Source organism: Amycolatopsis sp. 195334CR (assembly GCF_017309385.1).
GTDB lineage: Bacteria > Actinomycetota > Actinomycetes > Mycobacteriales > Pseudonocardiaceae > Amycolatopsis.
The window spans coordinates 24,486-48,511 of the sequence record NZ_JAFJMJ010000004.1 but is presented as its reverse complement, the minus strand read 5'-3'; the positions used below and the strand labels follow the sequence as shown (position 1 = coordinate 48,511).

Below are 24,026 nucleotides of genomic sequence, written 5' to 3'. Positions count from 1 at the left end.
TCAGGCATTGGACACATGCCGCCGACGGGGTGAACCTGGAGGTACCGATCGACGAAGCAACGGGGAGGACCGAGGAATGGCAACAGTGGCCGAGCAGCTGGTGCGCACGCTGCGCGAAGCCGGGGTCGAGCGGATCTACGGCATCGTCGGCGACAGCCTCAACCCGATCGTGGACGCCGTCCGCCGGACCGACGGCATCGAGTGGGTCCACGTCCGGCACGAGGAGACCGCCGCCTTCGCGGCCGCCGCCGAGGCCCAGGTCACCGGCAAGCTCGCGGTCTGCGCGGGCAGCTGCGGCCCGGGCAACCTGCACCTGATCAACGGCCTGTTCGACGCCCACCGCAGCGGCGCGCCGGTGCTGGCGATCGCCTCGCACATCCCGTCCGCGCAGGTCGGCACCGGCTTCTTCCAGGAAACCCACCCCGACCGGCTGTTCGTCGAGTGCAGCCACTTCAGCGAGCTGGTCTCGCAGCCGGAGCAGATGCCTCGACTGCTGCGCATCGCCATGCAGGTGGCGGTCGGCAAGGGCGGGGTGTCCGTGCTGACCATTCCCGGCGACGTCTCCGAGCGCAAGGCGCCGGTGCCCGGGGTCGAGCGCGTGCAGTTGGTCAAGCCCTCCCCCACCATCCCGCCCACCGACCAGGTCGCCGAGCTGGCCCGGCTGCTGGACTCCGGCGAGAAGGTGATGCTGTTCGCCGGCGCGGGTGCCGCGGGCGCGCACGACGAGGTGATGGCGCTGGCCGAGCGGCTGGCCGCGCCGGTCGGGCACTCGCTCGGCGGCAAGGAGTGGATCCAGTACGACAACCCGTACGACGTCGGCATGAGCGGGCTGCTCGGCTACGGCGCCTGCTACGACGCGATGCACGCGGCCGACGTGGTGGTGCTGCTGGGCACCGACTTCCCGTACGACAACTTCCTGCCGCAGGCCCGCACCATCCAGATCGACATCGACCCGGCGCACCTCGGCCGCCGCACCCCGCTGGAGCTGGCGCTGCACGGGGACGTCAAGGAGACGATCAAGGCGGTGCTGCCGCTGCTGCGCGGGCACACCGACCGCACCTTCCTCGACCGGATGCTGCGCGAGCACGTCCGGCGGCTGGAGAAGGTGGTCGACGCCTACACCGGGCGCACCGAGCAGCACCGCCCGATCCACCCCGAGTACGCCGCCGACCTGGTCGACGAGCTGGCCGACGACGACGCGGTGTTCACCGTGGACACCGGCATGGGCAACGTCTGGGCGGCGCGGTACCTCACGCCCAACGGCAGGCGCCGGGTGATCGGCTCGTTCCGCCACGGCAGCATGGCCAACGCGCTGCCGCACGCGATCGGCGCGAAGCTGGCGCAGCCGGACCGGCAGGTGGTCTCGATCTCCGGCGACGGCGGGCTGGCCATGCTGATGGGCGACCTGCTCACCCTCTCGGCCTACGACGTCGGGGTGAAGGTGGTGCTGTTCAACAACTCCACGCTCGGCATGGTCAAGCTGGAGATGCTGGTGGACGGGCTGCCCGACTACGGCACGGACCAGGTGCCGGTGAGCTTCGCCGCGATCGCCGAGGCGTGCGGCGTCCACTCGATCCGGGTGGAGGACCCGGCGCAGATCGGCGACGCGCTGCGGAAGTCGTTCGACCACGACGGCCCGTCGCTGGTCGAGCTGGTCACCGACCCGAACGCGCTGTCCATCCCGCCGAAGATCACCGGCGAGATGGTCCGGGGGTTCGCGCTGGCGGCCAGCAAGACGGTGCTCAACGGCGGGGTCGGCAAGATGATCGACATGGCGCGCAGCAACCTGCGCAACGCGCCGCGTCCCTAGCCCGCACCCGGGTCACGGAGGTGGCTTCCGGGGCAGCCCCGGAAGCCGGGCTAGGAGGCGAGCAGTTCCGGGGCGTGCTCGCGGACGGCGGCTTCGATCTGCTCGAACGTCGGGTTGATCATGAAGTGCCCGCCGACGAACACCGTGGGCACGATCTCGTTGCCGTCCGCGACCGACCGCACGCGGGCCGCCGCTTCGGCGTCCTCCCAGATGTTGAACTCGCGCACCGGGAGGTCGCTGCGGCGCAGCCTGGGCATCAGGTCCATGCAGAACGGGCAGCCGGGCCGCCAGTACAGGTCGACGGCGGAGATGGGGTCCATTGCGTGCTCCTCCTCGGTTCACCGTCCACCGTACCCACCGCGGCCGCGGCCCTCGCTCGAGTCCCGATCACGGCGTGCGGTCACTAGGCTTTCCCGGATGAGGAAACTGCGAAGAACCGCGCTGATCTTCCCGTTGCTCGCCGCCTTCGGCTTCGCCACCCCGGCGCAGGCCGAACAACCCGAACTGCTCTGCAGCAGCATGATCTACAACGGCTGCTTCTGGCCGCAGGCCGGCTTCAGCGGTCCCTGGTACCGCACCACCATCTACTCCACCGGCTGCTGGCACCTGCCGCCGTCGCGCTCCTACGAGATCTCCGCGCCCCATCCGGTGACCCTCTACGCCGGCACCGACTGCACCGGCCAGAGCCACCAGATGAGCGGCTGGGGCTGGCACCCGGACATCGGGTTCAGCGCCCAGAGCTACCACTACCAGCAGTGAACCGTCGTTCCCCGGTCCAGCCGGGGTCCCCGGTCCCGGCGAACCGGACCCACGCGCCGTGCAGTTCGGCGGCCAGGCCGTCCGGCACCGAGGGCCCGAGCAGCCCGCCCGGGGTGCGTAGTTCCGGCAGGTCCACCCGGTCGAACACGAACGGCAGTTCGGCGGTGTGGCAGGCACCGAACGGGCCGCCCCGCCAGTCGAACTCGTAGGTGAACGCCTTGTCGTAGCGCTCGACCAGGCGTCGCGTGCCCTCGCTGAACATCCGGTCGATCGCCGCGCTGTACTCGGGCAGCTGGTACAGGCGCGACTCCTCGGAGTTCGTGCCCGCCAGCAGGTCGACCGGATGCGGCGGCGGGATCTCGTCCAGCACCACCCCGAGCGGCGTCAGCCGCGCACCACCGGGCACCCGGCCGAGTTCGGCGACCAGCCGGTCGTCAGGGATCTCGGCGAAGGCCTCGGCCGTGGCGGCGATCCCCAGCCGCCCGGCCAGTGCGCGGGTGGTCTCGGCCGCCTGCTCGCCGGTCGCCGGGCTGAGCCCGCCGCTCTGGCTGATCGCCCGCCGGAACAGGCCACCGGCCTCGGGCGTGACCAGCAGCGCGCTGACGATCATCGCGCCCGCCGACTGCCCGAACACGGTCACCTGGTCCGGGTCACCGCCGTACTCGCCGATGTGCGCCCGCACCCACCGCAGCGCGGCGACCACGTCGAGCAGGCCGCGGTTGCGCGGCGCCCCGGGCAGGTCCAGCCAGCCGGGCGCGCCGAGCCGGTAGTTCAGCGTCACCAGCACCACGCCGTCACGGGCGAACGAGGTGCCGTCGTAGAGCGGTGCCTGCCCGGTGCCGGAGACGAACCCGCCGCCGTGCACGAAGACCATCACCGGCGCGCTGCCGGTGGTCGACGGGGTGGTCACGTTGACCGTCAGGTAGTCCTCACCGCGCACCCAGCCGGGGCCGATCACCGGGCTCAGGTCCACCGGGAAGCGGCGGTCCGGCGCGGGCGCCGACGGACCGTGCTCGCGCGGCACCCCGTCGACCGGCACCGGCGCGGCGAACCGGGCGGCCCCCACCGGCGGGGCCGCGTACGAGATGTTCCGGAAGACCTTCACCGCCACGCCACCCACTCCTTCACCGCGAACTTGCCGCCGTCACGGCGCACTTCCGCCGCACCGGCGCCGGGGAAGTGCGCGGGCACGAGCAGCGCGTTGTGGTCCGCGGCCCATTCCAGCACCCGGCGGCGGCTGACCCCCGCCTGCTTCTCGTCCTCGTCGAAGCACGGCCCGCAGTCGGGCTCGGCGATCTGCAGCGGGCTGTGCAGCAGGTCGCCCGCGAACACCGCCTCATCCCGCAGGTGCACCACGGCCGAACCGGGCGTGTGCCCCGGCATCAGCTGGAGGCGGAGGTTGGCGTCGACGTCGTAGTGCTCGCCCTCCCAGAGCACGGTCTGCCCGGCGCGGTGCACCGGGGCGACGCTGTCCTCGAACACGTTCTGCATGCGGCGTCCCGAGCGCGTGCGGTGGTTGTTCTCCGGGTTCCAGTAGTCGAAGTCGGGGCGGGCGATCACGTACTCGGCGTTGGGGAAGGTCGGCCGCCATTCGCGGTCGACCAGCCGGGTGTTCCAGCCGACGTGGTCGCCGTGCACGTGCGTGCAGATCACCACGTCCACCTCCTCCGGCCGGACGACCGAGGACAGGTCGACGAGGAAGTTCGTGTCGAGGTGGGCGAAGAACGGCATGTACGGGCGTTCGCGGCCGTTGCCGATGCCGGTGTCGATCAGGATGGTGCGGCCCTCGCTGCGGAGCAGCCAGGTCTGGATCATCGTGCGGACCTCGTCGGCGGCGGGGTCGAGGAACTCGGGCGCCAGCCAGTGCTCGTGCTCGCGCCACTTCTCGACCGGCACGTCGGGGAAGACGAACTGGCGGGGCAGGCCCTTGGCCGACAGCTCGACCACGCGGGTGATCTCGACCTCGCCGATGGTGGTGGTGTGCATGTCCCCAGCCTGGCCAGCGGGTGCGCCCGGCGGTATCGGTCACCTGACTGCAGTCGGCGATACAGTCGGCTCATGGTGAGGGACCGCGAACGCGAGGCGGTGCTCGGGCTGACCGGCGGCGTGCTGATCGTGGCCGGTGAACCGGGCGCGGGCAAGAGCACGCTGCTGGAGGCGGCCGCGGCGGCGCACCGGGGCAGGCTGCTCCGGATGACCGGTTCGGCGAGCGAGTCGAACCTGCCCTTCGCCGGACTGCACCAGTTGCTGCGCCCGGTCCGGGCGGAACTGGAGGAACTGCCGGAGCGGCAGCGCGCGGCCCTGCTCGGCGCGATCGGGCTGGCCGGGACCGGGAGCCCGGACCGGCTGCTGGTCGGGGTCGCGCTGCTCACCCTGCTGTCCGAACTCGCGCAGCGCTCGCCGGTGCTGGTGGTCGCCGATGACCTGCAGTGGCTCGACGCCGGTTCGCTCGACGCGCTCGCGTTCGCCGCGCGGCGCATCGACGACGAGCCGCTGGCCGTGCTCGGCGGGACCAGGGACGCGGCCGGGTACGGCGGATTCCCGTTGCTGGCACTCGGCCCGCTGTCGGTCAGGGAAGCCGGCGAACTGCTGGACCAGCAGCCGGATCCGCCGTCCGGCAAGCGGCGGCTGCGGGTGCTCGACCAGGCCGCCGGAAATCCGCTGGCCCTGGTCGAACTGGCCAGGGCGGGCGACTCCGACGAGGACGTGCTGCCGTTGACCGAGCGGCTGGAACGGGTGTTCGCCGCCGATCTGGCCGGGCTGCCCGAGCCGACGCGCGAGGCGCTGCTGCTGGTCGCCGCCGACGACCTCGCGGCGGTCGAACTGGCCGAGGAGCTCGCTCCCGCCGAGCGCGCCGGGCTGCTCCGCCTCAGCGATGGCGTGCGCTTCCGGCACCCGCTCGTGCGGTCGGCGATCTACCACGGCGCGCCGCTGGCCGCGCGGCGCCGGGCGCACCGGCGGCTGGCCGGGATGCTCGCCACGGAACCCGATCGCCGGGCCTGGCACCTCGCCGCCGCGGCCGAGGCACCGGACGAGGAAATCGCCGCCGCACTGGAGGATTCCGCCGCCCGGGCCCGTGAACGCGGTGGTTACGCGGCGGCGGCGACCGCGCTGGAACGCGCCGCCGAGCTGAGCCCGGACCGGCACGACCGCGCGCGCCGCCTGGTGACCGCGGCGGGCGTGGCGGTCAACACCGGGCAGCCGCAGTGGGTCGAGCAGCTGGCGGCGAAGGCGAGCGCGAGCACCGACGACCCGGCGCTGGTGGCGCAGGCGTCGCTGCGGGTCGGGCAGGTGCTGACGCTGAGCGCCGAGCACGACACCGCGATCTCGCTGCTGCTCAGCGCGGCGGACGACCCGGACCTGGCCCCGATCGCCATGGCTTCGGCGTCGGTGGCGGGTTTCTACTCCGGCGACGAGGAACACCGGCTCGCCGTGCGGGCGCGGGTCGTCGACGATCCCTGGACGCTCGCCCTGCTGGAGCCGACGGTCCGGCGGGCCGAGCTGGCGGCGGCGATCCCGGAGCTGGTCTCGCGCGCCGGGGGCGATCCGGGGCGGCTGGTCTCGCTGGGCGCGATGGCGTGGCTGCTCGACGAGGTGGGCCAGGCCGTGCGGATCTTCGATGACGCGCTGCACCGGTGGCGGATGAGCGGTTCGCTGCCGACGGGGCTCGGGTGCTCGGCCGGCTGGGCGTACCTGGAGAACGGGCAGTGGGCGCAGGCGCGGCTGGCGGCGGCGAGCGCGAGTTCCGCCGGTACCGGGCTCCCCCACCTGGACGCGGCGGTGCGTTCGCTCGAAGCCGCCGCGCTGGCGTTGTCCGGCGAAACCGCGCGAGCCCGCGAGGTGGCGGGTACCGGTTTGTCCTTTGTGGACCCGTCGCGCAGCAGGGCGGTGGCCGTGCGCATCCGGTGGGCGCTCGGCATGGCGGCGGTGGCCGACGGGGATCACGTGACCGCGTACGAGCAGTTCCGGCTGCTGTTCACCCCGGCGGGCGACCCCGTGCACTACTCGTGTTCCTACGCCGGGCTGGCGGAACTGGCGGCGGCCGCGGTCCGCACCGGGCACGAAGCCGAGGCCGCGTTGGTGGTCGAGCGGTGCGCGAAGCACCTGGACGGGGAACGCTCGCCGCGGATGAACGCCTTGCTCCACCGGGCTTTCGCGCTGCTGGACCCCGACTCGGCCGCGGCGCACTTCGAGGCCGCGCTGGCGGATCCGGCCGGCGAGCAGTGGCCGTTCGAACGGGCGCAGATCCTGCTGGACTACGCGGAATGGCTGCGGCGTCGTCGTCGCATCACCGATGCCCGCCCGCGCCTGCTGGCGGCGATGGAGATCTTCCGCCGCCTGGGTGCCCGGCCGTGGATCGCCCGCACCGAAGGCGAACTGCGGGCCGCCGGGGTCGACGCCGCCACCTCGCCGGACGCGCTGAGTTCGCTTACCCCGCAACAACAACAGATCATCCGCCTGGCGGCGCGGGGACTGAGCAACCGCGAAATCGGGGAACGGCTGTTCCTGTCGCCGCGGACGGTGGGGTCGCACCTGTACCGGAGTTTCCCGAAACTCGGCGTGACGGCACGTGCCCAGTTGCGCGACCTGGTGAGCTGATGCCCACGCGTACCGTCGATCCCGGCCGCCTGGCCCGGTGGTGCGTGGAGCAGCTGGGCAGCCCGCCGGCGGAGGAGTTGTTCAGCTCGGGGTTCCTGTCCGCCGTCATCGGGCTGCGGCTGGCCGACGGCCGTGAGGTCGTGGTCAAGGTTCGCCCGGCCTCGCCTCGGTTGGCGGCATGCGTGGAGGTGCAGCGCCGCCTGCACGAGGCCGGTTATCCGTGTCCGCGGCCGCTTACCGGAGTCGCGCCGCTGGGTGACGGTGTGGCCACCGCGGAGGCTTACCTGCCTGGCGGCGCGGCGCTCCCGAGTGCGGAGCACGCGGCCGTGGGCTTCGCCGAGGCGTTCGCGTGGCTGATCCGGCTGGCGCCACGGCCGGACGAAGTGTCCACTCTCGACCCGCCACTGTCGTGGGCCGACTGGACCCACGGCGGGCTGTGGCCGTCCCCGGAGGACCTCGACCTCAACGACGTGTCCGGCGCGGAGTGGATCGACGATGCCGGGCGCCGTGCCCGCGACCGGTTGCGGACCGGTGAATCCGCAGCAGTGATCGGCCACTGCGACTGGCTCGCCGGCAACCTGCGCTGGAACGGCGACACGCTGCTGGTGGTGCACGACTGGGACAGCATCACCGCCGACAGCGAAGCCGTCCTGGTCGGTTTCGCCGCCGCGCTGTATTCGACCGTGGACGCCGACGAGCTGGCCACGGTCGAGGACACCGAGCGCTTCCTCGACGCGTACTGCCGCGCGCGTGGCCGGGAGTTCAGCACCGCCGAACTCCAGCACGCGTGGGCGGCGGGCGTCTGGACCAGGGCCTACGACGCCAAGTACCAGCACGCGGCCGGCCTGCCCCTCACCTCACTGTCGGAGCCCGAAGCCAGGGAACGCCTCCGCCGGGCCGACGCCTGATCCGGCCGGAGACCGCCACATCGGCTGGAGTTCGGGGCCGTTGTCCGGCAAGGGGATGGGCGGGCCGTGGTCGGTGAAACCGTGGCGCAGGTAGAGCTGCCGGTTCCGCGGGGTCGACGCCTCCAGGTAGATCGGCAGCCCGCCGGCGCGCTGGATGCCGTACCGCAGCAGGGCCGTTCCCGCGCCCGAGCCGCGGCGGTCCGGCAGGGCGGCCATCGACGAGAGGTACACGTGCGGTTCGCGCGGGTGCCGGGCGGCCGTCGCGGCCAGGACCGTGGCCAGGCGGTCGTCCCCGTCGGGCTCGGGAACCGGTCCCTCCCAAGGGAACCAGATCGACGCGGCGACGAACGCACCATCGAAGGCGACGACCAGCCGCCCGGCTTCGACGGCCTCGCGCAGCGAAGTCGAGAACAGCTCCAGCGTGCGCTCCCGCCGCAACACCGGATCCGGGACGACCCACGCCGAGACGGCTTCATCGGCGAACGCGGTCACGCAAGGCCCCAGCACCGCGTCGAATTCCGACGGTTCGGCGGGGCGGACGATCAGTGTCATGCCGTCCACGCTCTCGCGCCAGGCACCCCCGGTGAAGTAGTTTCGACGCACATGGACGTGAGTCGAAACGCGTGCCTCGAATGCGGCCGGGAAACCGGCGAACCCGCTCGCACCGGACGCCCGCGGCGCTACTGCTCCCGCTCCTGCCAGTCCCGCGCCTACCGGCGTCGCCGCGACCACGGGCGGCAGGCAAACCCGCGCCGGACCACGTCGAAAACCGGTGAACTGGTCGACAAAGCCATCGCACTCGCCGACGCCGAGGGCATCGGCGCGGTCACCCTGCGCGCCATCGCGGGCACCTCGCTGGTCGAAGCGCAGCGCGCGTTCGGCAGCCGCGACAAGCTCGTCGCGACGATGGTCCAGCGCCTGCTCACTCCCCCGCCGCGAGGCACCCTCACCGAACTCGCCGAGGCCGAATGGGCTGCCTACCGCGCGCACCCCTGGCTGGTCAGCGTGCTCGCGAGCACCCGCCCGCCCCTGGTCCCCGCCGTGCTGGACACCGCGGGGGCGATGATCGACGCCTTCCTCGCGCTCGGGTTCGACCCGCCGACCGCGCTCAGCCGGTACCTGGCGCTGAGCGCCTACGTGCAGGGCATGGCCCTGCTGCTCCTCTCCGAACACCAGGAAGCCCGTACCGGCCAGACCTACCGCACGTGGTGGGCCGCCGAAGCCCGCCGCCTTCCCCGGTGGACCACCGAACTGGGCGGACCACCCGAAACCGCCGACCCCGGTAGCTGGTTCCGCGACGGCCTCGACCGCGTGCTCGACGGCCTCACTCGCCCGCCTGCAACCCCCACTCCCGGGTGAAGCAGCCCGCCAGGTACAGATCGACCCGATCGGCGAACCGGCCGAGATCGCGGCCGGTCAGCTCGGAGATCCGGCTGACCCGGTACCGCAGCGTGTTCACGTGCAGGTGCAGCTCGGCCGCGGTCTGCGTCCACGAACCGGAGTTCTCCAGGAAGATCTTCAGCGTGTGCACCAGATCGGAGCCGTGCGCCTCGTCGTAGGACAGCAGCGGGCCGAGCACCTTCGCGCCGAACGAGCGGCGCAGTTCCTCCGGCACGGCGGCGAGCAGCAGCAGGTGGGAGGCGACCTCGTCCCCGGCGACCACCGAAGCGCGGCCGGGGCCCAGCTCGGCGAGCTTGCGGGCGTGCCGGGCCTCGGTGATGGTGGGCCGCAACGCCTGCGCGTCGGGCGCGCGGCTCATGCCGACGGCCAGCCGCGCTGAGCCGAGCGCGGGCTCCACCAGCAGCACGGCCTCGCGGATCCGCTCGGCCAGCCCGTCGGCGGGTTCGGCCACCGCCAGCAGGCCGAAGGTCTCGTTCTCCACCGTGCCGACCAGCGCCGGGCCGTCGAACGGGGCGAGCACCTCGTCCAGGATGACCGGCGCCAGGCCGGGTCCGCCGCCCTGCACCCCGGCCGAGAGCACCAGCACCTGCTCCCCGCCGGAGAACCCGGCCGCGGCCAGCCGCGAGGTCAGTTCCGGCTGCGTGGCGCCCTCGGAGAGCACCTTGCGCAGCAACGGTTCGGCCAGCCGGTTCTCGATCCGTTTCGCATCGTCCAACCTGGACCGTTCGAGCCCGGCCAGCGCGGCGAACTCGGCGGCGACCTCGCGCTGGGCGGGTTCCCAGCGCGCGTGGTCCCCGGCGACCACGACGAACCAGCTGGCCATCCGGTGGCCCGCCTTGTTCGCCGAGGCCAGCAGCGTGAACCCGTCGGCGACGCGCGGCAGCCGCTCCCCCATCAGGTACCGGCGGGCGAACTGCGCGCGCTTCGCCGCGTCGAGCCCGGCCGGGTCGTCGCTCGTACCGGCGATCACCCGGCCGGTCGCGCTCAGCACCCAGCAGTCCGCGCCCAGTTCCGCCGCCCCCGCCTCGACCAGCGCGGGCAGGCCGCCGCCCGCGGTCACCGCGGCGAGCAGGCGGCGGTGCCCGGCCAGCCCGCCCGGCCCGGCCCGCTCGGCGGCCAGGCCGAGGATCACGCGCTCGCTGACCGTGGCGAACGAGACCGACACCGGCACCTCGAACAGCGGCAGGCCGGCCCCCCGGCACGACTCGATCATGTAGTCCGGCACCGGGCCGGGCGCCTCGGCCGTCCCGGCGCCGAGCGCCACCACCCCGGCCTGGACCAGCGTGGCGACGAAGGCGTCCGCGTCGGCGGGCGCCGGCAGCCACCGCATCCCGCAGAGCACCAGCTCACCGCCGGTCAGGTACCGCGTGGGATCGCTCAGCGTCGAGGTGAACACGCGTTCGAACTCGCGCTCGCGCGCGTCCGGGCCGAAGAGCAGGGTCAGCCCCAGCTCCGGCGTGTCCAGCAGGGCTCCGAGTCGCACCCGCACCTCCCGTTCCGTCGGCCTCCCAGTACCGCATACCGCGACGTGGAGGGCCTTTGGAGGTAACCACAAAAACGGCGCCGGGGTGAACGGCGGGTTTCGGTGGATCAGCCGTGGTCGCTCCGCCGGGCCCGGCTGTGTACTGCTTCACAACGCAGCAGGAAGGAACAGGGTTATGGCGATCGTGCTCGGCGAGAACCAGTACGGCAAGGCGGAGAACCGCGTGGTCCGGATCGACCGCGACGGCGGGCGGCACGAGATCACCGATCTGAACGTGAGCGTCTCGCTGTCCGGCGACATGACCGACACGCACCTGACCGGGGCCAACGACAAGGTGCTCGCCACCGACACGCAGAAGAACACCGTGTTCGCCTTCGCCAGGGAGGGCATCGGCGAGATCGAGGACTACGGCCTGCGCCTGGCCAGGCGGTTCGTCGACACGCAGCCGTCGATCCACGCCGCGAAGGTGCGCATCGAGAGCTACCCCTGGGCGCGGCTGGAGGTCGGCGGCCGGCCGTCGCACCACTCGTTCGCGCGCTCCGGCGGGGGCACGCGCACCGCGCTGATCACCTACGACGGCGAGCGCGCCGAGGTCACCGGCGGGCTGACCGACCTCACCGTGCTCAACTCGACCGACTCGGAGTTCTGGGGCTTCCCGCGCGACGAGTACACCACGCTGGCCGAGGTCAAGGACCGCATCCTGGCCACCGCGGTCTCCGCGACCTGGCGGTTCGGCACGGTCGACGGGGTCGACTGGGGCAAGGCGTTCGACACCGCCCGCGCGAGCCTGCTCGACGCGTTCGGCGGAACCTACAGCTACTCGCTCCAGCAGACGCTCTACGCGATGGGCACCCGGGTGCTGGAGAACGTGCCGGAGATCGCCGAGATCAGCCTGTCCCTGCCGAACAAGCACCACTTCCTCAGCGACCTGTCGGCCTTCGGCCTGGACAACCCCGGTGAGGTGTTCTTCGCCGCGGACCGCCCGTACGGCCTGATCGAGGGCACCGTGCGGCGGGACGATTCCTGAAGGGACGGACACAATGGACTTCCTGCGACCGTCGACGCTCGCCGAAGCACTGGCGGCGAAGGCCGCGCACCCCGAGGCCGTGCCGCTGGCCGGGGGCACCGACGTGATGGTCGAGCTGAACTTCGACCACCGGCGCCCGGCCGCGCTGCTCGACCTCGGCCGGGTGGCCGAGCTGCACGAGCACGCGGTGGTGGACGGCCGCGTCCGGATCGGCGCGAGCGTGCCCTACACCCGGATCATCGCCGAACTCGGCGACCGGCTGCCCGGGCTGGCGATGGCCTCGCGCACGGTCGGCTCACCGCAGATCCGCAACCGCGGCAGCGTGGGCGGCAACCTGGGCGCGGCCTCACCGGCCGGTGACGCGCACCCGGCGCTGCTGGCCGCGGACGCCGAGGTGGAGGTCGCCTCGGTGCGCGGCACGCGCCTGGTGCCGGTGAAGGATTTCTACACCGGGGTGAAGCGCAACGTGCTCGCCGAGGACGAGCTGATCACCGCGGTGCACCTGCGCCCGGCGACCGGGCCGCAGCAGTTCAGCAAGATCGGCAGCCGCAACGCGATGGTGATCGCGGTGTGCGCGTTCGGCCTGGCGCTGCACCCCGAGAGCGGCCGGGTCGGCACCGGCGTCGGCTCGGCGGCGCCGACCCCGCGCCGGGCGGTCGACGCCGAGGAGTTCCTGGCCGGTGAGCTGGCCGACCGGAACCACTGGACCTCGCCGCGCGCGCTGGAGGACTCGGTGAAGCGCCGCTTCGGCGAACTGGTGGCCGCCGCCGCGTCACCGATCGACGACGTGCGCGGCAGCGCCGCCTACCGCAAGCACGCACTGGCCGTGATGGCGCGGCGGACGCTGGACTGGGCGTGGCAGGACTACCGCGAAGGGAGCTGGCAGGCATGCGCGTGAACGTCACGGTCAACGGGGAGCACCGGCGGGCCGACCACGTCTGGGAGGGCGAGAGCCTGCTCTACCTGCTGCGTGAGCGCCTGGGCCTGCCCGGTGCCAAGAATGCTTGCGAGCAGGGCGAATGCGGTTCGTGCACGGTCTACCTCGACGGGGTCCCGGCGTGTGCCTGCCTGGTCGCGGCCGGGCAGGCCGAGGGCCGCGAGGTGCGCACCGTCGAAGGGCTCGCCGACGGTGACGAACTCGACCCCGTTCAGGAGTCCTTTGTGGAGCGTGGTGCGGTGCAGTGCGGGTTCTGCACCCCGGGCCTGCTCGTCGCCGCGCACGACCTGATCGAGCGCAACCACCAGCCCAGCGACGCCGAGATCCGCGAGGCGCTGGCCGGGAACCTGTGCCGCTGCACCGGTTACGAGAAGATCCTGGACGCCGTCCGGCTGGCCGCCGCGCGGAAGGTGGAGGCAGCGCAGTGAGCACACCGATCCCCACCCGCTCTCCGCAGGAACTCGACGACACGATCACCGGCGGCATCGGGGAAAGCCCGCTGCGCCCGGACGGCGTGCTCAAGGTGCGGGGCGAGTTCGCCTACTCCTCGGACCTGTGGCACGAGGACATGCTGTGGGGCGCGACCCTGCGCAGCCCGCACCCGCACGCGCTGATCACCGGGATCGACACCGCCGCCGCGCTCGCCGTGCCGGGCGTGCACGCGGTGCTCACCCACGAGGACGTGCCCGGCGAGAACGTCTACGGCCTCAAGTACCAGGACACCCCGGCGCTGGCCGCCGACCGGGTGCGCTACCAGGGCGAGCCGGTGGCGATCCTGGCCGCCGACCACCCCGAGATCGCCCGGCAGGCGCTCAAGGAGATCGTGGTCCACTACGCGGTGCTGGAGCCGATCACCGATCCCGAGCGGGCCGCGCACGACACCACGCTGCCGAAGCTGCACCCGGACGGGAACCTGGTGCGCTACCAGCGGATCGTGCGCGGGGACCCGGACGCCGAAGCCGACGTGGTGGTGTCCGGGGTGTACGAGATCGGCATGCAGGACCAGGCCTTCCTCGGGCCGGAGTCCGGGCTGGCGATCCCCGCCGAGGACGGTGGGGTCGACCTGTACCTGGCCACCCAGTGGCTGCACGTGGACCAGCGGCAGACGGCGAAGGCGCTGGGATTGCCGCTGGAGAAGGTGCGGCTGACCCTGTCCGGGGTGGGTGGCGCGTTCGGCGGGCGCGAGGACCTGTCCATGCAGATCCACTCGTGCCTGCTCGCGTTGCGCACCGGCAGGCCGGTGAAGATGGTCTACAACCGCGAGGAGTCGTTCTTCGGCCACGTGCACCGGCACCCGGCGAAGATGTACTACGAGCACGGCGCGACGAAGGACGGCGACCTGGTCTACGTCCGCGCCCGGATGTACTTCGACGGTGGTGCCTACGCCTCGAAGACACCGGTGGTGGTCGGCAACGGGACCACGCTGAGCGTCGGGCCGTACAACGTGCCCAACGCGAAGATCGAGGGCTGGGGCGTCTACAGCAACAACCCGACGTGCGGCGCGATGCGCGGGCTCGGCGCGGTGCAGCCGACCTACGCCTACGAGTCCCAAATGGACAAACTGGCGGCGGCGCTCGGCATGGATCCGGCGGACCTGCGCATCCGCAACGCGATGAGCGAGGGCTCGGCGAACGTCACCGGGCAGGTGATCGACTTCCCCGCCCCGGTCGCCGAGCTCGTGCAGCGGGTCAAGGACATGCCGCTGCCACCGGAGAACCGGACGTCCCCGGTGGACATCCGCGAACTGCCGGGCGGGGCGTCGAACACCACGCACGGCGAAGGCGTGGTCCGCGGCATCGGGTACGGCGTGACGATCAAGAACATCTCCTACGCCGAAGGGCTCGACGACTACTCGACCGCCAGGGTGCGCCTGGAACTGCTCGGCGGCGAACCGGTCGCCATGGTGCACACCGCGGCGGCGGAGGTCGGCCAGGGGCTGGTCACGCTGCAGCAGCAGATCGCGCGCACGGAACTCGGTGTGCCGCGCGTGACCGTGCCCCCGGCGGACACCGGCGTCGGCGACGCCGGCTCCAGTTCGGCGTCGCGGCAGACCTACATCACCGGCGGTGCGGTGCGCAACGCGTGCCGGGCCGTGGCCGACCGGGTTTTCGCCCGCGCGGCAAGGCAACTTGGACGATCGCCCGAAGGAATGGCCCTGTCCGGCGGAAAGCTCGTGGCTTCCGACGGTGAAGTGCTGGCGGGGCTGGCGGATATCCTCGGAGACGAGGCGATCGAGGAAACGCGGGAGTACCACCACCGCCCGACCTACCCGCTCGACCCGGAAACCGGGCAGGGCGACGCGCACGTCCAGTACGGCTTCTCCGCCCACCGCGCGGTGGTCGACGTGGACACCGAACTGGGGCTGGTCAAGGTCGTGCAGCTCGACTGCGCGCAGGACGTCGGCAAGGCGATGAACCCCGACGCGGTGATCGCCCAGATCCAGGGCGGTTCGGCGCAGGGACTGGGGCTGGCCGTGATGGAGGAGATCCAGGTCCGCGACGGGAAGGTGCGCAACCCGTCGTTCACCGACTACCTCATCCCGACCGTGCTGGACATGCCGCCGATGCGCATCGACGTACTGGAACGCGCCGACCCGCACGCGCCCTACGGCGTGCGCGGGGTCGGTGAACCACCGACCATCTCGGCCACCCCGGCCATCGCGAACGCCATTCGCGCGGCCACCGGGCTGGAACTGCCCCGCGTGCCGATCCGGCCCGAGCACATCACCGGAACCTGAAGACCTGGAGAACCATGACCACCATCGAAACCGCCGAAGCCGCCTGGCTCACCGAATGCGTGCGGCTGGCCGCGAAGAACGTCAAGGAAGGCGGCGGCCCGTTCGGCGCGCTGGTCGTGCGCGACGGCGAGATCGTCGCGACCGGGGTCAACCGGGTCACCCCCGACCTCGACCCGACCGCGCACGCCGAGGTGGTCGCGATCCGCGCGGCCTGCCGCGCGCTGGGCACCTTCAAGCTCGACGGCTGCGTGCTGGTGTCGTCCTGCGAACCGTGCCCGATGTGCCTGGCCTCGTCGCTGTGGGCGCGGGTGGACCGCGTGGTCTACGCGGCCGACCGGCACGACGCGGCGAAGGCCGGGTTCGACGACCTCGCCTTCTACGACCTGTTCTCCACCCCTCGCGACGCCTGGTCCGTACCCGTGGCCCAGGTGTCCGTAGAGGACGGTTTCACCCCGTTCGCGACCTGGCTCGACCAGCCGGACCGCGTCGACTACTGAGCGCACGAACGCTGACCGGAGCACCACAACCACGTCCCCGAAACCCACCGGCAAGGGAGAGGACGCCCCCAATGACGCTGGCACGTCCCGATGACCGGGTTCACGAAGACGAGCCCGAACCCCCACGCAAGTCCCCGCTCGACCGGTTCTTCCGGATCTCGGACCGGCGCAGCACCGTCGGCCGCGAGGTGCGCGGCGGCATCACCACCTTCGTCGCGATGGCCTACATCGTGCTGCTCAACCCGCTCATCCTGGGCGCGTCGGCGGACATCACCGGCACCAAGCTGAGCACCGCCCAGCTGACCACCGCCACCGCGCTCTCGGCGGCGGTGATGACCGTGCTGATGGGCGTGGTCGGCAACGCGCCGCTGGCGCTGGCCGCCGGGCTCGGCATCAACGGCATCGTGGCCTTCCAGATGGCGCCCTCGATGACCTGGGCGCAGGCGTTCGGCCTGGTGGTGCTGGAGGGCCTGTGCATCGTGCTGATGGCCGCCAGCGGGATCCGCGAGCGGATCCTCAACGCCATCCCGATGCCGCTGAAAACCGCGATCACCGTCGGCATCGGGCTCTACATCGCGCTCGTCGGCCTGGTCAGCGCCGGGTTCGTCACCCGCGTCCCGGACGCGGCGGGCACCACGGTCCCGGTGCAGCTCGGCGTGGACGGGCACCTCGACGGCTGGCCGATCGCGGTGTTCTGCTTCGGCCTGCTGCTGATGACGGTGCTGGTAGCGCGCAAGGTACCCGGCGCGGTGCTGATCAGCATCGGGGTGGCCACGGTGGCCGCGGTCGTGCTGCACGACGGGTTCGGCCTCGGCGAGTGGGGCCGCACCGAGCCGACGCTGCCGACGGACTTCTTCGCCGCGCCCGACTTCGGGCTGCTCGGCGAGGTGGACCTGTTCGGCGGGTTCGTCTCGGCCGGCGCGCTGACCGCGACCATCTTCCTGTTCACCCTGGTGCTGTCCGGCTTCTTCGACGCGATGGGCACGATCACCAGCGTTTCGCAGGAGGCCGGGCTGTCCAAGGACGGCAAGGTGCCCGGCATGGGCCGCATCCTGCTGGTCGACGGGGCGGGCGCGGTCGCGGGCGGGGTCACCGGCTCCTCGCCGAACACGGTGTTCATGGAGTCGGCGGCGGGTGTCGGCGAGGGCGCGCGGACCGGGCTGGCGAGCGTGGTCACCGGGGCGCTGTTCGCGCTCACCCTGCTGTTCACCCCGCTGGCCGGGGTGGTCCCGGCGCAGGCGGCGGCCCCGGCGCTGGTGGTCATCGGCGGCATGATGATGGCCCAGGTCCGCCACATCCCGTGGACCGAGGCGGACTACACGATCCCGGTGTTCCTCACCGCGGCGCTGATCCCGTTCACCTACTCGATCACCAACGGCGTTGGCGCGGGCCTGATCGCGTTCGTGCTGGTCAAGACCTGCAAGGGCAAATGGCGCGAGGCCGGCTGGCTGCTCACCCTGCTGGCGCTGGTCTTCGCCGTCTACTTCGGCATCAACGGCGTGAAAGCACTCTTCTAAGGAGGACGGCTGTGGTCCTGATGTTCCTCAACGGCGGCGCGATGCGCGGCGAACCGCTGCACCACCTGCTCGGCGGGGCACCGCTGGTCACCGCGACCACCACGGCACCCAAGTACCGCTTCTACTCGGTCGGCGACCAGTGCCCGGCGCTGTTCCCGGTCTCCCACGGCGGCGCGGCGGTCGCGGGCGAGGTCTACGAAATCGGCCTCGACGCGTTGCGCGACCACGTGCTGCCGTCCGAACCCCACGAACTGGAGCTCGGCGTCGTCGAACTGGCCGACGGCAGTTCGGCGTTCGCGATGCTGTTGCGCCGCCCGTACACCTCCCACGTCCAACTCCGCGACATCACCGAGATCGGGGACTGGCGGGCCTACCGCCGGACCCGGGAAAGGGCAGCATGACCGTCTCCGTGCCGGAAGGCCTCCGGCTCGACGTGAACCTCTCCATCCTCTTCACCGAACTCCCCCTGCTCGACCGCCCGGCCGCGGCGAAGGCGGCGGGGTTCGACGCGGTCGAGTTCTGGTGGCCGTTCGAAACCTCGACGCCCGGCGACGCGGAGGTCACGCGGTTCGTCCGCGCGATCCGTGACGCCGGGGTCCGCTTGGCGGGCTTGAACTTCGCCGCGGGCGACATGCCCGCCGGGGACCGCGGGCTCGTCTCGCTGCCGCGGCGGTCCGGGGAGTTCCGCGAGAGCCTGCCGATCGCGATCGGCATCGCGCAGGAACTCGGCTGCCGGGCGTTCAACGCCCTGTACGGCAACCGGATCGACGGCACCGACCCGGCCGAGCAGGACGAGATCGGCGCGGAGAACCTGGCGATCGCCGCCCGCGCGGCCGGGGACATCGGCGCGGTGGTGCTCCTCGAGCCGGTGAGCGGGGTCGCGGCCTACCCGCTGCGCACCGCCGCCGACGCCCTCGCCGTGCTCGACCGGGTGCAGCGCGAGGACCACGGCTGGAACCTGCGGCTGCTGGCCGATCTCTACCACCTGACCGTCAACGGCGACGACCTCGACGCGGTCATCGCCACGCACACCGGCCGGATCGGCCACGTGCAGATCGCCGACGCGCCCGGCCGCAACGAGCCGGGCACGGGATCGGTCGACCTCGCCGGGCACCTCGGCAAGCTCGCCGCGAACGGCTACTCGGGCTACGTGGGCCTGGAGTACCAGCCGTCCGGTGCCAGCGCCGACAGCTTCGGCTGGCTTTCCCAGACGACGAAGGAACTCCATGACTGACCTCGCATTCATCGGCCTCGGCATCATGGGCGCGCCGATGGCCCGCAACCTGGTGCGCGCCGGGTTCACCGTGACCGGCTACGACCTCGAAGCGAAGGCCGTCGCCCGGCTCGCCGAAGACGGCGGCAAGGCGGCCGGTTCGGTCGCCGACGCCATCGATGGCGCGGACGTGGTGATCACCATGCTGCCCGCCGATCCACACGTCGAAGCGGTCGTGCTCGGCGAGGGCGGGGTGTTCGAGACGATCAAGCCCGGCACCCTGTTCATCGACTTCAGCACGATCAAGCCGGAGACCTCGCAGAAGGTGGCCGAAGCGGGCGCCCGCAAGGAGGTCCGCGTGCTCGACGCGCCGGTCTCCGGTGGTGAGGCGGGCGCGGTCAACGCCGTGCTGTCCATCATGGCCGGTGGCACGCAAGCCGATTTCGACGCGGCGAAGCCGGTTTTCGACGCGGTCGGCAAGGTGGCCGCGCTGGTCGGGCCGAACGGCGCGGGCCAGGTGGTCAAGGCGGCCAACCAGCTCGTGGTCGGCGGCACCTACGCGCTGGTGGCCGAGGCGATCGTGCTGCTGGAAGCGTCCGGTGTGGACGCTCGGGCCGGGCTCGACGTGCTGGCCGGTGGGCTGGCCGCGAGCCGGATCCTGGAGCTCAAGCGGGAGTCCATGCTGGCGCGGGACTTCCGGCCCGGCTTCCGGATCGACCTGCACCACAAGGACATGGGCATCGTGCTCGACGCGGCGCGGCAGGCCGAGGTCTCCCTGCCGTTCGGCGGCCAGGTCGCCGCGCTGGTGCAGGCCGCCCGCGCGCAGGGGCTCGGCGATTCCGACCATTCCGCGCTGCTCACCGTGGTCGAGCGGCTGTCCGGCCGAGGAGGGAACTGAGATGGCGCGCATGCCCGCGATGGAAGCGGTGGTCGAGGTGCTCAAGTCCGAAGGCGTGGACGTCGCCTTCGGGTGTCCCGGTGCGGCGATCCTCCCGTTGTACAAGGCGATGGAGGTCCGCGGCGGGATCGAGCACCTGACCGTGCGCCACGAGGAGGGCGCCACGCACATGGCCGACGGTTGGGCCCGCACCAACGGCCGCGTCGGCGTGGCCATCGGCACCTCCGGCCCGGCAGGCACGAACATGATCACCGGCCTGTACACCGCGATGGCCGACTCGATCCCGATCCTCTGCGTCACCGGTCAGGCGGCCTCGTCGAAACTGCACCAGGAAGCCTTCCAGGCGGTCGACATCGTGGACATCGCCAAGCCGGTGACGAAGTGGGCGGTGCAGATCAAGGAGGCCGCCACCGCGCCGTGGATCTTCCGGGAGGCCTTCCGGATCGCCCGCTCGGGCCGTCCGGGTCCGGTGCTGATCGACATCCCGGTGGACATCGCGCAGCAGGAGATCGAGTACGACGCCTCGATCGACGCGCCCCTGCCGGTGGAAGCCGTGCACCCGTACCAGCCGCGGGTGGAGCGCGCGCTGGACCTGTTGCTGGCGGCGGAAAAACCGCTGCTGCTCGCCGGTGGCGGGGTGATCATCGCCGAGGCGGCCGCCGAACTGCGGGAGCTGGCCGAGTACCTGAACATCCCGGTGCAGGTCACGCTGATGGGCAAGGGCGCGATCGACGAGGACCACCCGCTGTTCGCCGGCATCACCGGGGTGCAGACCTCGCAGCGCTACGGCAACGCGTCCTTCCTGGAGTCCGACACCGTGCTCGCGGTGGGCGCGCGCTTCGGCGACCGCCACACCGGCACGCTCGACGTCTACCGCGGTGAGCGCAAGTTCATCCACGTCGACATCGAGCCGACGCAGCTGGGCAAGGTGTTCCCGCCGGAGCTCGGTGTGGTCTCCGACGCCAAGCTGTTCCTGCAAGCGTTGCTGCGCACGGCGAAGGCCCGCGACGCGGCACGCCCGGCGGGTGGCTGGGTCTCGCGCATCGCCGAGCTGAAGTCCACTTTGGTCCGGCGCGAGGACTTCGAGACCACGCCGATCAAGGCACCCAGGGTGTACAAGGAGATCAACGAGATCTTCGACGAGGACACCTACTTCGTCACCGCGATCGGGCTCTACCAGATCTGGGGCGGGCAGCACCAGAAGGCGTACAAGCCGCGCCGGTACCAGATCTGCGGGCAGGCCGGGCCGCTCGGCTGGGAGATCCCGGCCGCGATCGGGGTGAAGAAGGCGGCGCCGGAGGCCGAGGTGGTCGGCATCGTCGGCGACTACGGGTTCCAGTACCTGGTCGAGGAACTGGCGGTGGCCGCGCAGTACCACGTGCCGTTCGTGCTGATCATGATCAACAACGAGTACCTTGGCCTGATCCGGCAGGCGTCCATCCCGTACCGGATGAACTACCAGGTGGACATCCACTACGACGAGTACGGCACGGACAACGTCAAGGTGATGGAGGCCTACGGCTGCGCCGGGCGCCGCGTGACCGAGCCCGGTGACATCCGGGACACCATCGAATGGGCGCGCAAGGAAGCGGTCGCCACCTCGCGGCCGGTGCTGGTGGAGATCATGATCGAACGGGAGGCGAACACGCCGCACGGCCCGGCGATCGACGCGGTGAAGGAGTTCGAGCCGCTGCCATGAGCGAAGTGCCCGTCGCGGCGGACAGTCCCGCCCGCCGCCCGCCCTCAGCGGTGCTCGTCGCGCCGGACAAGTTCAAGGGCTCGCTGTCCGCGGCCGAGGTGGCTGCCGCGGTGGCCGCCGGGATCGCCGAGGTGCGACCGGAGGTCCCGGTGCGGTCGCTGCCGGTCGCGGACGGCGGGGACGGCACCGTCGAAGCGGTGGTGTCGGCCGGTTTCCGCCGTCTGCGCACGGTGGTGACCGGCCCCGCCGGAGAGCCGGTGTCCGCCTCGCTCGCGATCCGCGGTGACACGGCGGTGGTCGAGCTGGCGGAGGCGTCCGGGCTGCACCGGCTGCCCGGTCCCCCGCTGCCGCTGACCGCGACCAGCTCCGGGACCGGGGAGCTGGTCGCGGCGGCGATCCGGGCCGGCCGCCGCCGGGTGGTGCTCGGCGTCGGCGGCAGCGCGTGCACCGACGGCGGCGCGGGCATGCTGACCGCACTGGGCGCGCGCCTGCTCGACGCGCATGGCCGGGACCTGCCGCCCGGCGGAGCCGCCCTGCTGGACCTGGACCGGCTCGACCTGTCCGGCCTGGACCCTCGTCTGTCCGAAGTGGAATTCGAACTGGCCACCGACGTCGACAACCCGCTACTCGGCGAACGGGGTGCGGCGGCGGTCTACGGGCCGCAGAAGGGCGCGTCACCGGAGCAGGTCGAGTTGCTGGACCGCGCGTTGCACCGGTGGGCGTCGTTCGTCGGCACCGAACACGTGGACGCGCCGGGAGCCGGCGCGGCGGGCGGGGTCGGGTTCGCCGCGCTTTCCCTGCTGGGCGCGAAAACCCGGCCGGGGATCGAGGTGGTGCTGGAGTTGCTGGACTTCCCCGCCGCCCTCCGCGACGCCCGGCTGGTCATCACCGGCGAGGGTTCGCTCGACACGCAGACGCTGCACGGCAAGGCGCCGTCCGGGGTGGCGCGGGCGGCCGGGGACGTGCCGGTGATCGCGGTGGCCGGGCGCTGCCTGCTCTCCCCGCCGGAGCTGGAGGCGGCGGGCTTCCGGGCCGCGTACGCGCTCGCCGACGTCGAACCGGACCCGACCCGGTCGATGGCGGAAGCGGCCCGGCTGCTGCGGCGGCGGGCCGCGCAACTGGCCCGCGACCACCTTCAGGGATAGGTCGAGGAGCAGACGGCGGGTTCGGGGGCGGCGAACCCGTCGCGGAAGGCGGCCACCCGCGCGAACCCGGCGGGCAGCGCTTCCCCGCGGGCGTCGGCGGCGATGAGGCTGTCCGGCGCGAGCATCTCGGCCACCGCCTCGTCGAGGTCACCGGGTGACAGGCGCAACGCGGTGTCCGTCCCGGCGGTCAGCGTGGCGGCCCAGAACCCGGTCAGGCAGGCGGTCCGCTGTGCCGCGGCGGGGCCTTCGAGCGTGTGCCCGGCCTCCTGCTGCACGGACAGCGTGTACCGGGAGGCCACCTCGGCGAAGGCCGCGAAATCGCCGAGCCCGCCGGGACGGCCGCGCTGCGGTGGCGTGCCGATCCGCACCAGCTCCGGCAGGTTCAGCCCGATCTGGTTGGACGCCGAACAGTACGCGGCCGGGCTGCCGGTCGCCTCGCACAGCGTCGGCCCGGTGGTCAGCGCCGGTGCCGACCGCGTTCCGGCGAAGGCCTCGCGCAGGCTCGCGGTGAGGTCCGCCTGCGCCTGCTTGCTGTCCAGCCGCAGGTTCGGCTCGTCCCCACCGCCCGCCGCCGAACCCCGTTGGGTGCTGCGGGCTTCGACCTCGCCGGTGTCGATCCGCGCGCACCGCTGGGGCCCGTCGGTGAAGCCGAACTGGAACGCGGAGACCCGGTCGAAGGCGTTGCCGTGCGCACCCTCGTTCTCGAAGGTCACCTCGGCGGAGTCGCGGATCAGGAACAGCGTGGACAGCGCCTGGTTGAGCCCTTCGCCGGTGGTGATCCGGAAGGCGGGCGAGTTGCCCTCGGCCACCCAGCGGAAGTAGGCACCGGTGTAGCAGTCGGCCTGCTGCTCCTTGACGATCGTCGGGGTCTGCTCGCCGACGCCGAGCCGGAACTGCACGGCGTGGCCGAGTTCGTGGGCCAGCACGGTCAGCACCGCGGCCGGGCCGAACTGGTCCTTGAGCTCGGGCAGCAGTTCGCCGCGATCCCAGGCGACGACGTCCGGTACGGCACCGCAGTAGAAGGCGTTCACCAGGCCCTCGGTCTCGGTACCGCAGACGACGCCGCCGGGTTCGCCGGAATCGTAGGAAACGAGCCGGATGACCGGTACGTACTCCTGGCCGAAGGTCTCCGGCAGCTTCGCCGCCCAGTAGCGCTCGACGTCGGCGACCGCGGCGATGGCGAGCGCGTCGATCTCCCCGCCGTCGCTGCCCTCGGCGGTCAGGTTCACCGGCGGCGCACCGGGTTTCGGGCCGCTCGGGCCGTCGGTGACGCCCAGCCCGGCGACCGCGGCCGGGTCCTGCCACAGCGGCCTGCCGTCGATCGGCACCGCGCAGCCGGCGAGCAGGACCAGCAGCAGGACGAAGGCGATTCCGCCACGGGGCACCGGGTCCACCT

General features: G+C 72.3%; 22 protein-coding genes. 16 read left to right on the top strand and 6 right to left on the bottom strand.

What is annotated here, in order from left to right:
* Positions 1–76: 76 nt before the first annotated feature.
* On the top strand, positions 77–1,810 hold the full coding sequence (locus JYK18_RS43965) for a pyruvate dehydrogenase (RefSeq protein WP_206810151.1): 1,734 nt from the start codon (positions 77–79) through the stop codon (positions 1,808–1,810).
* 50 nt (positions 1,811–1,860) lie between these two features.
* Here the strand turns inward: JYK18_RS43965 and JYK18_RS43960 are convergent, their stop codons facing one another.
* Positions 1,861–2,130, bottom strand: coding sequence for a glutaredoxin domain-containing protein (locus tag JYK18_RS43960; protein ID WP_206810150.1), 270 nt, complete (start codon positions 2,128–2,130; stop codon positions 1,861–1,863).
* Positions 2,131–2,227: 97 nt separating this feature from the next.
* On the opposite strand from JYK18_RS43960, the gene JYK18_RS43955 reads away from it, so the two are divergent.
* Positions 2,228–2,569: a hypothetical protein gene (locus tag JYK18_RS43955; protein WP_206810149.1), complete on the top strand. Its 342-nt coding sequence runs from the start codon at positions 2,228–2,230 to the stop codon at positions 2,567–2,569.
* Here JYK18_RS43955 and JYK18_RS43950 read toward each other — a convergent pair.
* Positions 2,538–3,680 (bottom strand): carboxylesterase family protein, encoded by a 1,143-nt coding sequence (locus tag JYK18_RS43950; RefSeq protein ID WP_307796353.1) that lies wholly within the window; start codon positions 3,678–3,680, stop codon positions 2,538–2,540. The two genes, JYK18_RS43955 and JYK18_RS43950, sit on opposite strands and share 32 nt — an antisense overlap.
* The gene (locus tag JYK18_RS43945) at positions 3,671–4,555 is read right to left on the bottom strand and encodes an MBL fold metallo-hydrolase (protein WP_206810147.1); all 885 of its coding nucleotides are present in this window, start codon (positions 4,553–4,555) and stop codon (positions 3,671–3,673) included. Before JYK18_RS43945 ends, JYK18_RS43950 begins: the two co-directional genes overlap by 10 nt.
* 72 nt (positions 4,556–4,627) lie before the next feature.
* Here JYK18_RS43945 and JYK18_RS47870 point away from each other — a divergent pair, with 72 nt between their 5' ends.
* Positions 4,628–7,168, top strand: coding sequence for an AAA family ATPase (locus JYK18_RS47870; protein ID WP_206810145.1), 2,541 nt, complete (start codon positions 4,628–4,630; stop codon positions 7,166–7,168).
* The gene (locus JYK18_RS43935; RefSeq protein WP_242584591.1) at positions 7,168–8,076 is read left to right on the top strand and encodes a phosphotransferase; all 909 of its coding nucleotides are present in this window, start codon (positions 7,168–7,170) and stop codon (positions 8,074–8,076) included. Before JYK18_RS47870 ends, JYK18_RS43935 begins: the two co-directional genes overlap by 1 nt.
* On the opposite strand, the gene JYK18_RS43930 is transcribed toward JYK18_RS43935, so the two are convergent.
* The gene (locus JYK18_RS43930; RefSeq protein WP_206810144.1) at positions 8,026–8,628 is read right to left on the bottom strand and encodes a GNAT family N-acetyltransferase; all 603 of its coding nucleotides are present in this window, start codon (positions 8,626–8,628) and stop codon (positions 8,026–8,028) included. The genes JYK18_RS43935 and JYK18_RS43930 overlap by 51 nt on opposite strands.
* A 51-nt stretch (positions 8,629–8,679) precedes the next feature.
* Here JYK18_RS43930 and JYK18_RS43925 point away from each other — a divergent pair, with 51 nt between their 5' ends.
* The gene (locus JYK18_RS43925; protein WP_206810143.1) at positions 8,680–9,435 is read left to right on the top strand and encodes a TetR/AcrR family transcriptional regulator C-terminal domain-containing protein; all 756 of its coding nucleotides are present in this window, start codon (positions 8,680–8,682) and stop codon (positions 9,433–9,435) included.
* On the opposite strand, the gene JYK18_RS43920 is transcribed toward JYK18_RS43925, so the two are convergent.
* Positions 9,401–10,960, bottom strand: coding sequence for a PucR family transcriptional regulator (locus tag JYK18_RS43920; protein WP_206810142.1), 1,560 nt, complete (start codon positions 10,958–10,960; stop codon positions 9,401–9,403). The genes JYK18_RS43925 and JYK18_RS43920 overlap by 35 nt on opposite strands.
* 175 nt (positions 10,961–11,135) lie before the next feature.
* Between JYK18_RS43920 and pucL the strand changes: the two genes are divergently transcribed.
* From pucL to JYK18_RS43865, 11 genes are all read left to right on the top strand, one after another.
* A complete protein-coding gene (pucL, locus tag JYK18_RS43915) occupies positions 11,136–11,987 on the top strand; it encodes a factor-independent urate hydroxylase (protein ID WP_206810141.1) in 852 nt (283 codons plus the stop codon).
* A gap of 13 nt (positions 11,988–12,000) precedes the next feature.
* Positions 12,001–12,885, top strand: a complete 885-nt coding sequence (locus JYK18_RS43910) for a xanthine dehydrogenase family protein subunit M (RefSeq protein WP_206810140.1) — start codon at positions 12,001–12,003, stop codon at positions 12,883–12,885.
* On the top strand, positions 12,876–13,352 hold the full coding sequence (locus tag JYK18_RS43905) for a (2Fe-2S)-binding protein (RefSeq protein WP_206810139.1): 477 nt from the start codon (positions 12,876–12,878) through the stop codon (positions 13,350–13,352). The genes JYK18_RS43910 and JYK18_RS43905 overlap by 10 nt, the downstream gene beginning before the upstream one ends.
* Positions 13,349–15,661 (top strand): xanthine dehydrogenase subunit D, encoded by a 2,313-nt coding sequence (gene pucD, locus JYK18_RS43900; protein ID WP_206810138.1) that lies wholly within the window; start codon positions 13,349–13,351, stop codon positions 15,659–15,661. The genes JYK18_RS43905 and pucD overlap by 4 nt, the downstream gene beginning before the upstream one ends.
* Positions 15,662–15,675: 14 nt before the next feature.
* Positions 15,676–16,158 carry a nucleoside deaminase gene (locus JYK18_RS43895; protein ID WP_206810136.1) on the top strand — a complete coding sequence of 161 codons (483 nt, stop codon included), beginning with the start codon at positions 15,676–15,678 and terminating at the stop codon, positions 16,156–16,158.
* Positions 16,159–16,229: 71 nt separating this feature from the next.
* Positions 16,230–17,675, top strand: a complete 1,446-nt coding sequence (locus JYK18_RS43890; protein ID WP_206810134.1) for an NCS2 family permease — start codon at positions 16,230–16,232, stop codon at positions 17,673–17,675.
* An 11-nt stretch (positions 17,676–17,686) separates the two neighbouring features.
* A complete protein-coding gene (locus JYK18_RS43885) occupies positions 17,687–18,076 on the top strand; it encodes a gamma-glutamylcyclotransferase (protein WP_206810132.1) in 390 nt (129 codons plus the stop codon).
* The gene (locus tag JYK18_RS43880) at positions 18,073–18,909 is read left to right on the top strand and encodes a hydroxypyruvate isomerase family protein (RefSeq protein ID WP_206810129.1); all 837 of its coding nucleotides are present in this window, start codon (positions 18,073–18,075) and stop codon (positions 18,907–18,909) included. The genes JYK18_RS43885 and JYK18_RS43880 overlap by 4 nt, the downstream gene beginning before the upstream one ends.
* Entirely contained in the window at positions 18,902–19,786 is an 885-nt protein-coding gene (locus JYK18_RS43875; protein WP_206810126.1) for a 2-hydroxy-3-oxopropionate reductase, read from the top strand. The genes JYK18_RS43880 and JYK18_RS43875 overlap by 8 nt, the downstream gene beginning before the upstream one ends.
* A 1-nt stretch (position 19,787) precedes the next feature.
* On the top strand, positions 19,788–21,485 hold the full coding sequence (gene gcl, locus JYK18_RS43870) for a glyoxylate carboligase (protein ID WP_206810124.1): 1,698 nt from the start codon (positions 19,788–19,790) through the stop codon (positions 21,483–21,485).
* A complete protein-coding gene (locus JYK18_RS43865) occupies positions 21,482–22,630 on the top strand; it encodes a glycerate kinase (RefSeq protein WP_206810123.1) in 1,149 nt (382 codons plus the stop codon). Before gcl ends, JYK18_RS43865 begins: the two co-directional genes overlap by 4 nt.
* On the opposite strand, the gene JYK18_RS43860 is transcribed toward JYK18_RS43865, so the two are convergent.
* The gene (locus tag JYK18_RS43860) at positions 22,621–24,015 is read right to left on the bottom strand and encodes a neutral zinc metallopeptidase (protein WP_206810122.1); all 1,395 of its coding nucleotides are present in this window, start codon (positions 24,013–24,015) and stop codon (positions 22,621–22,623) included. The two genes, JYK18_RS43865 and JYK18_RS43860, sit on opposite strands and share 10 nt — an antisense overlap.
* Positions 24,016–24,026 lie beyond the last annotated feature (11 nt).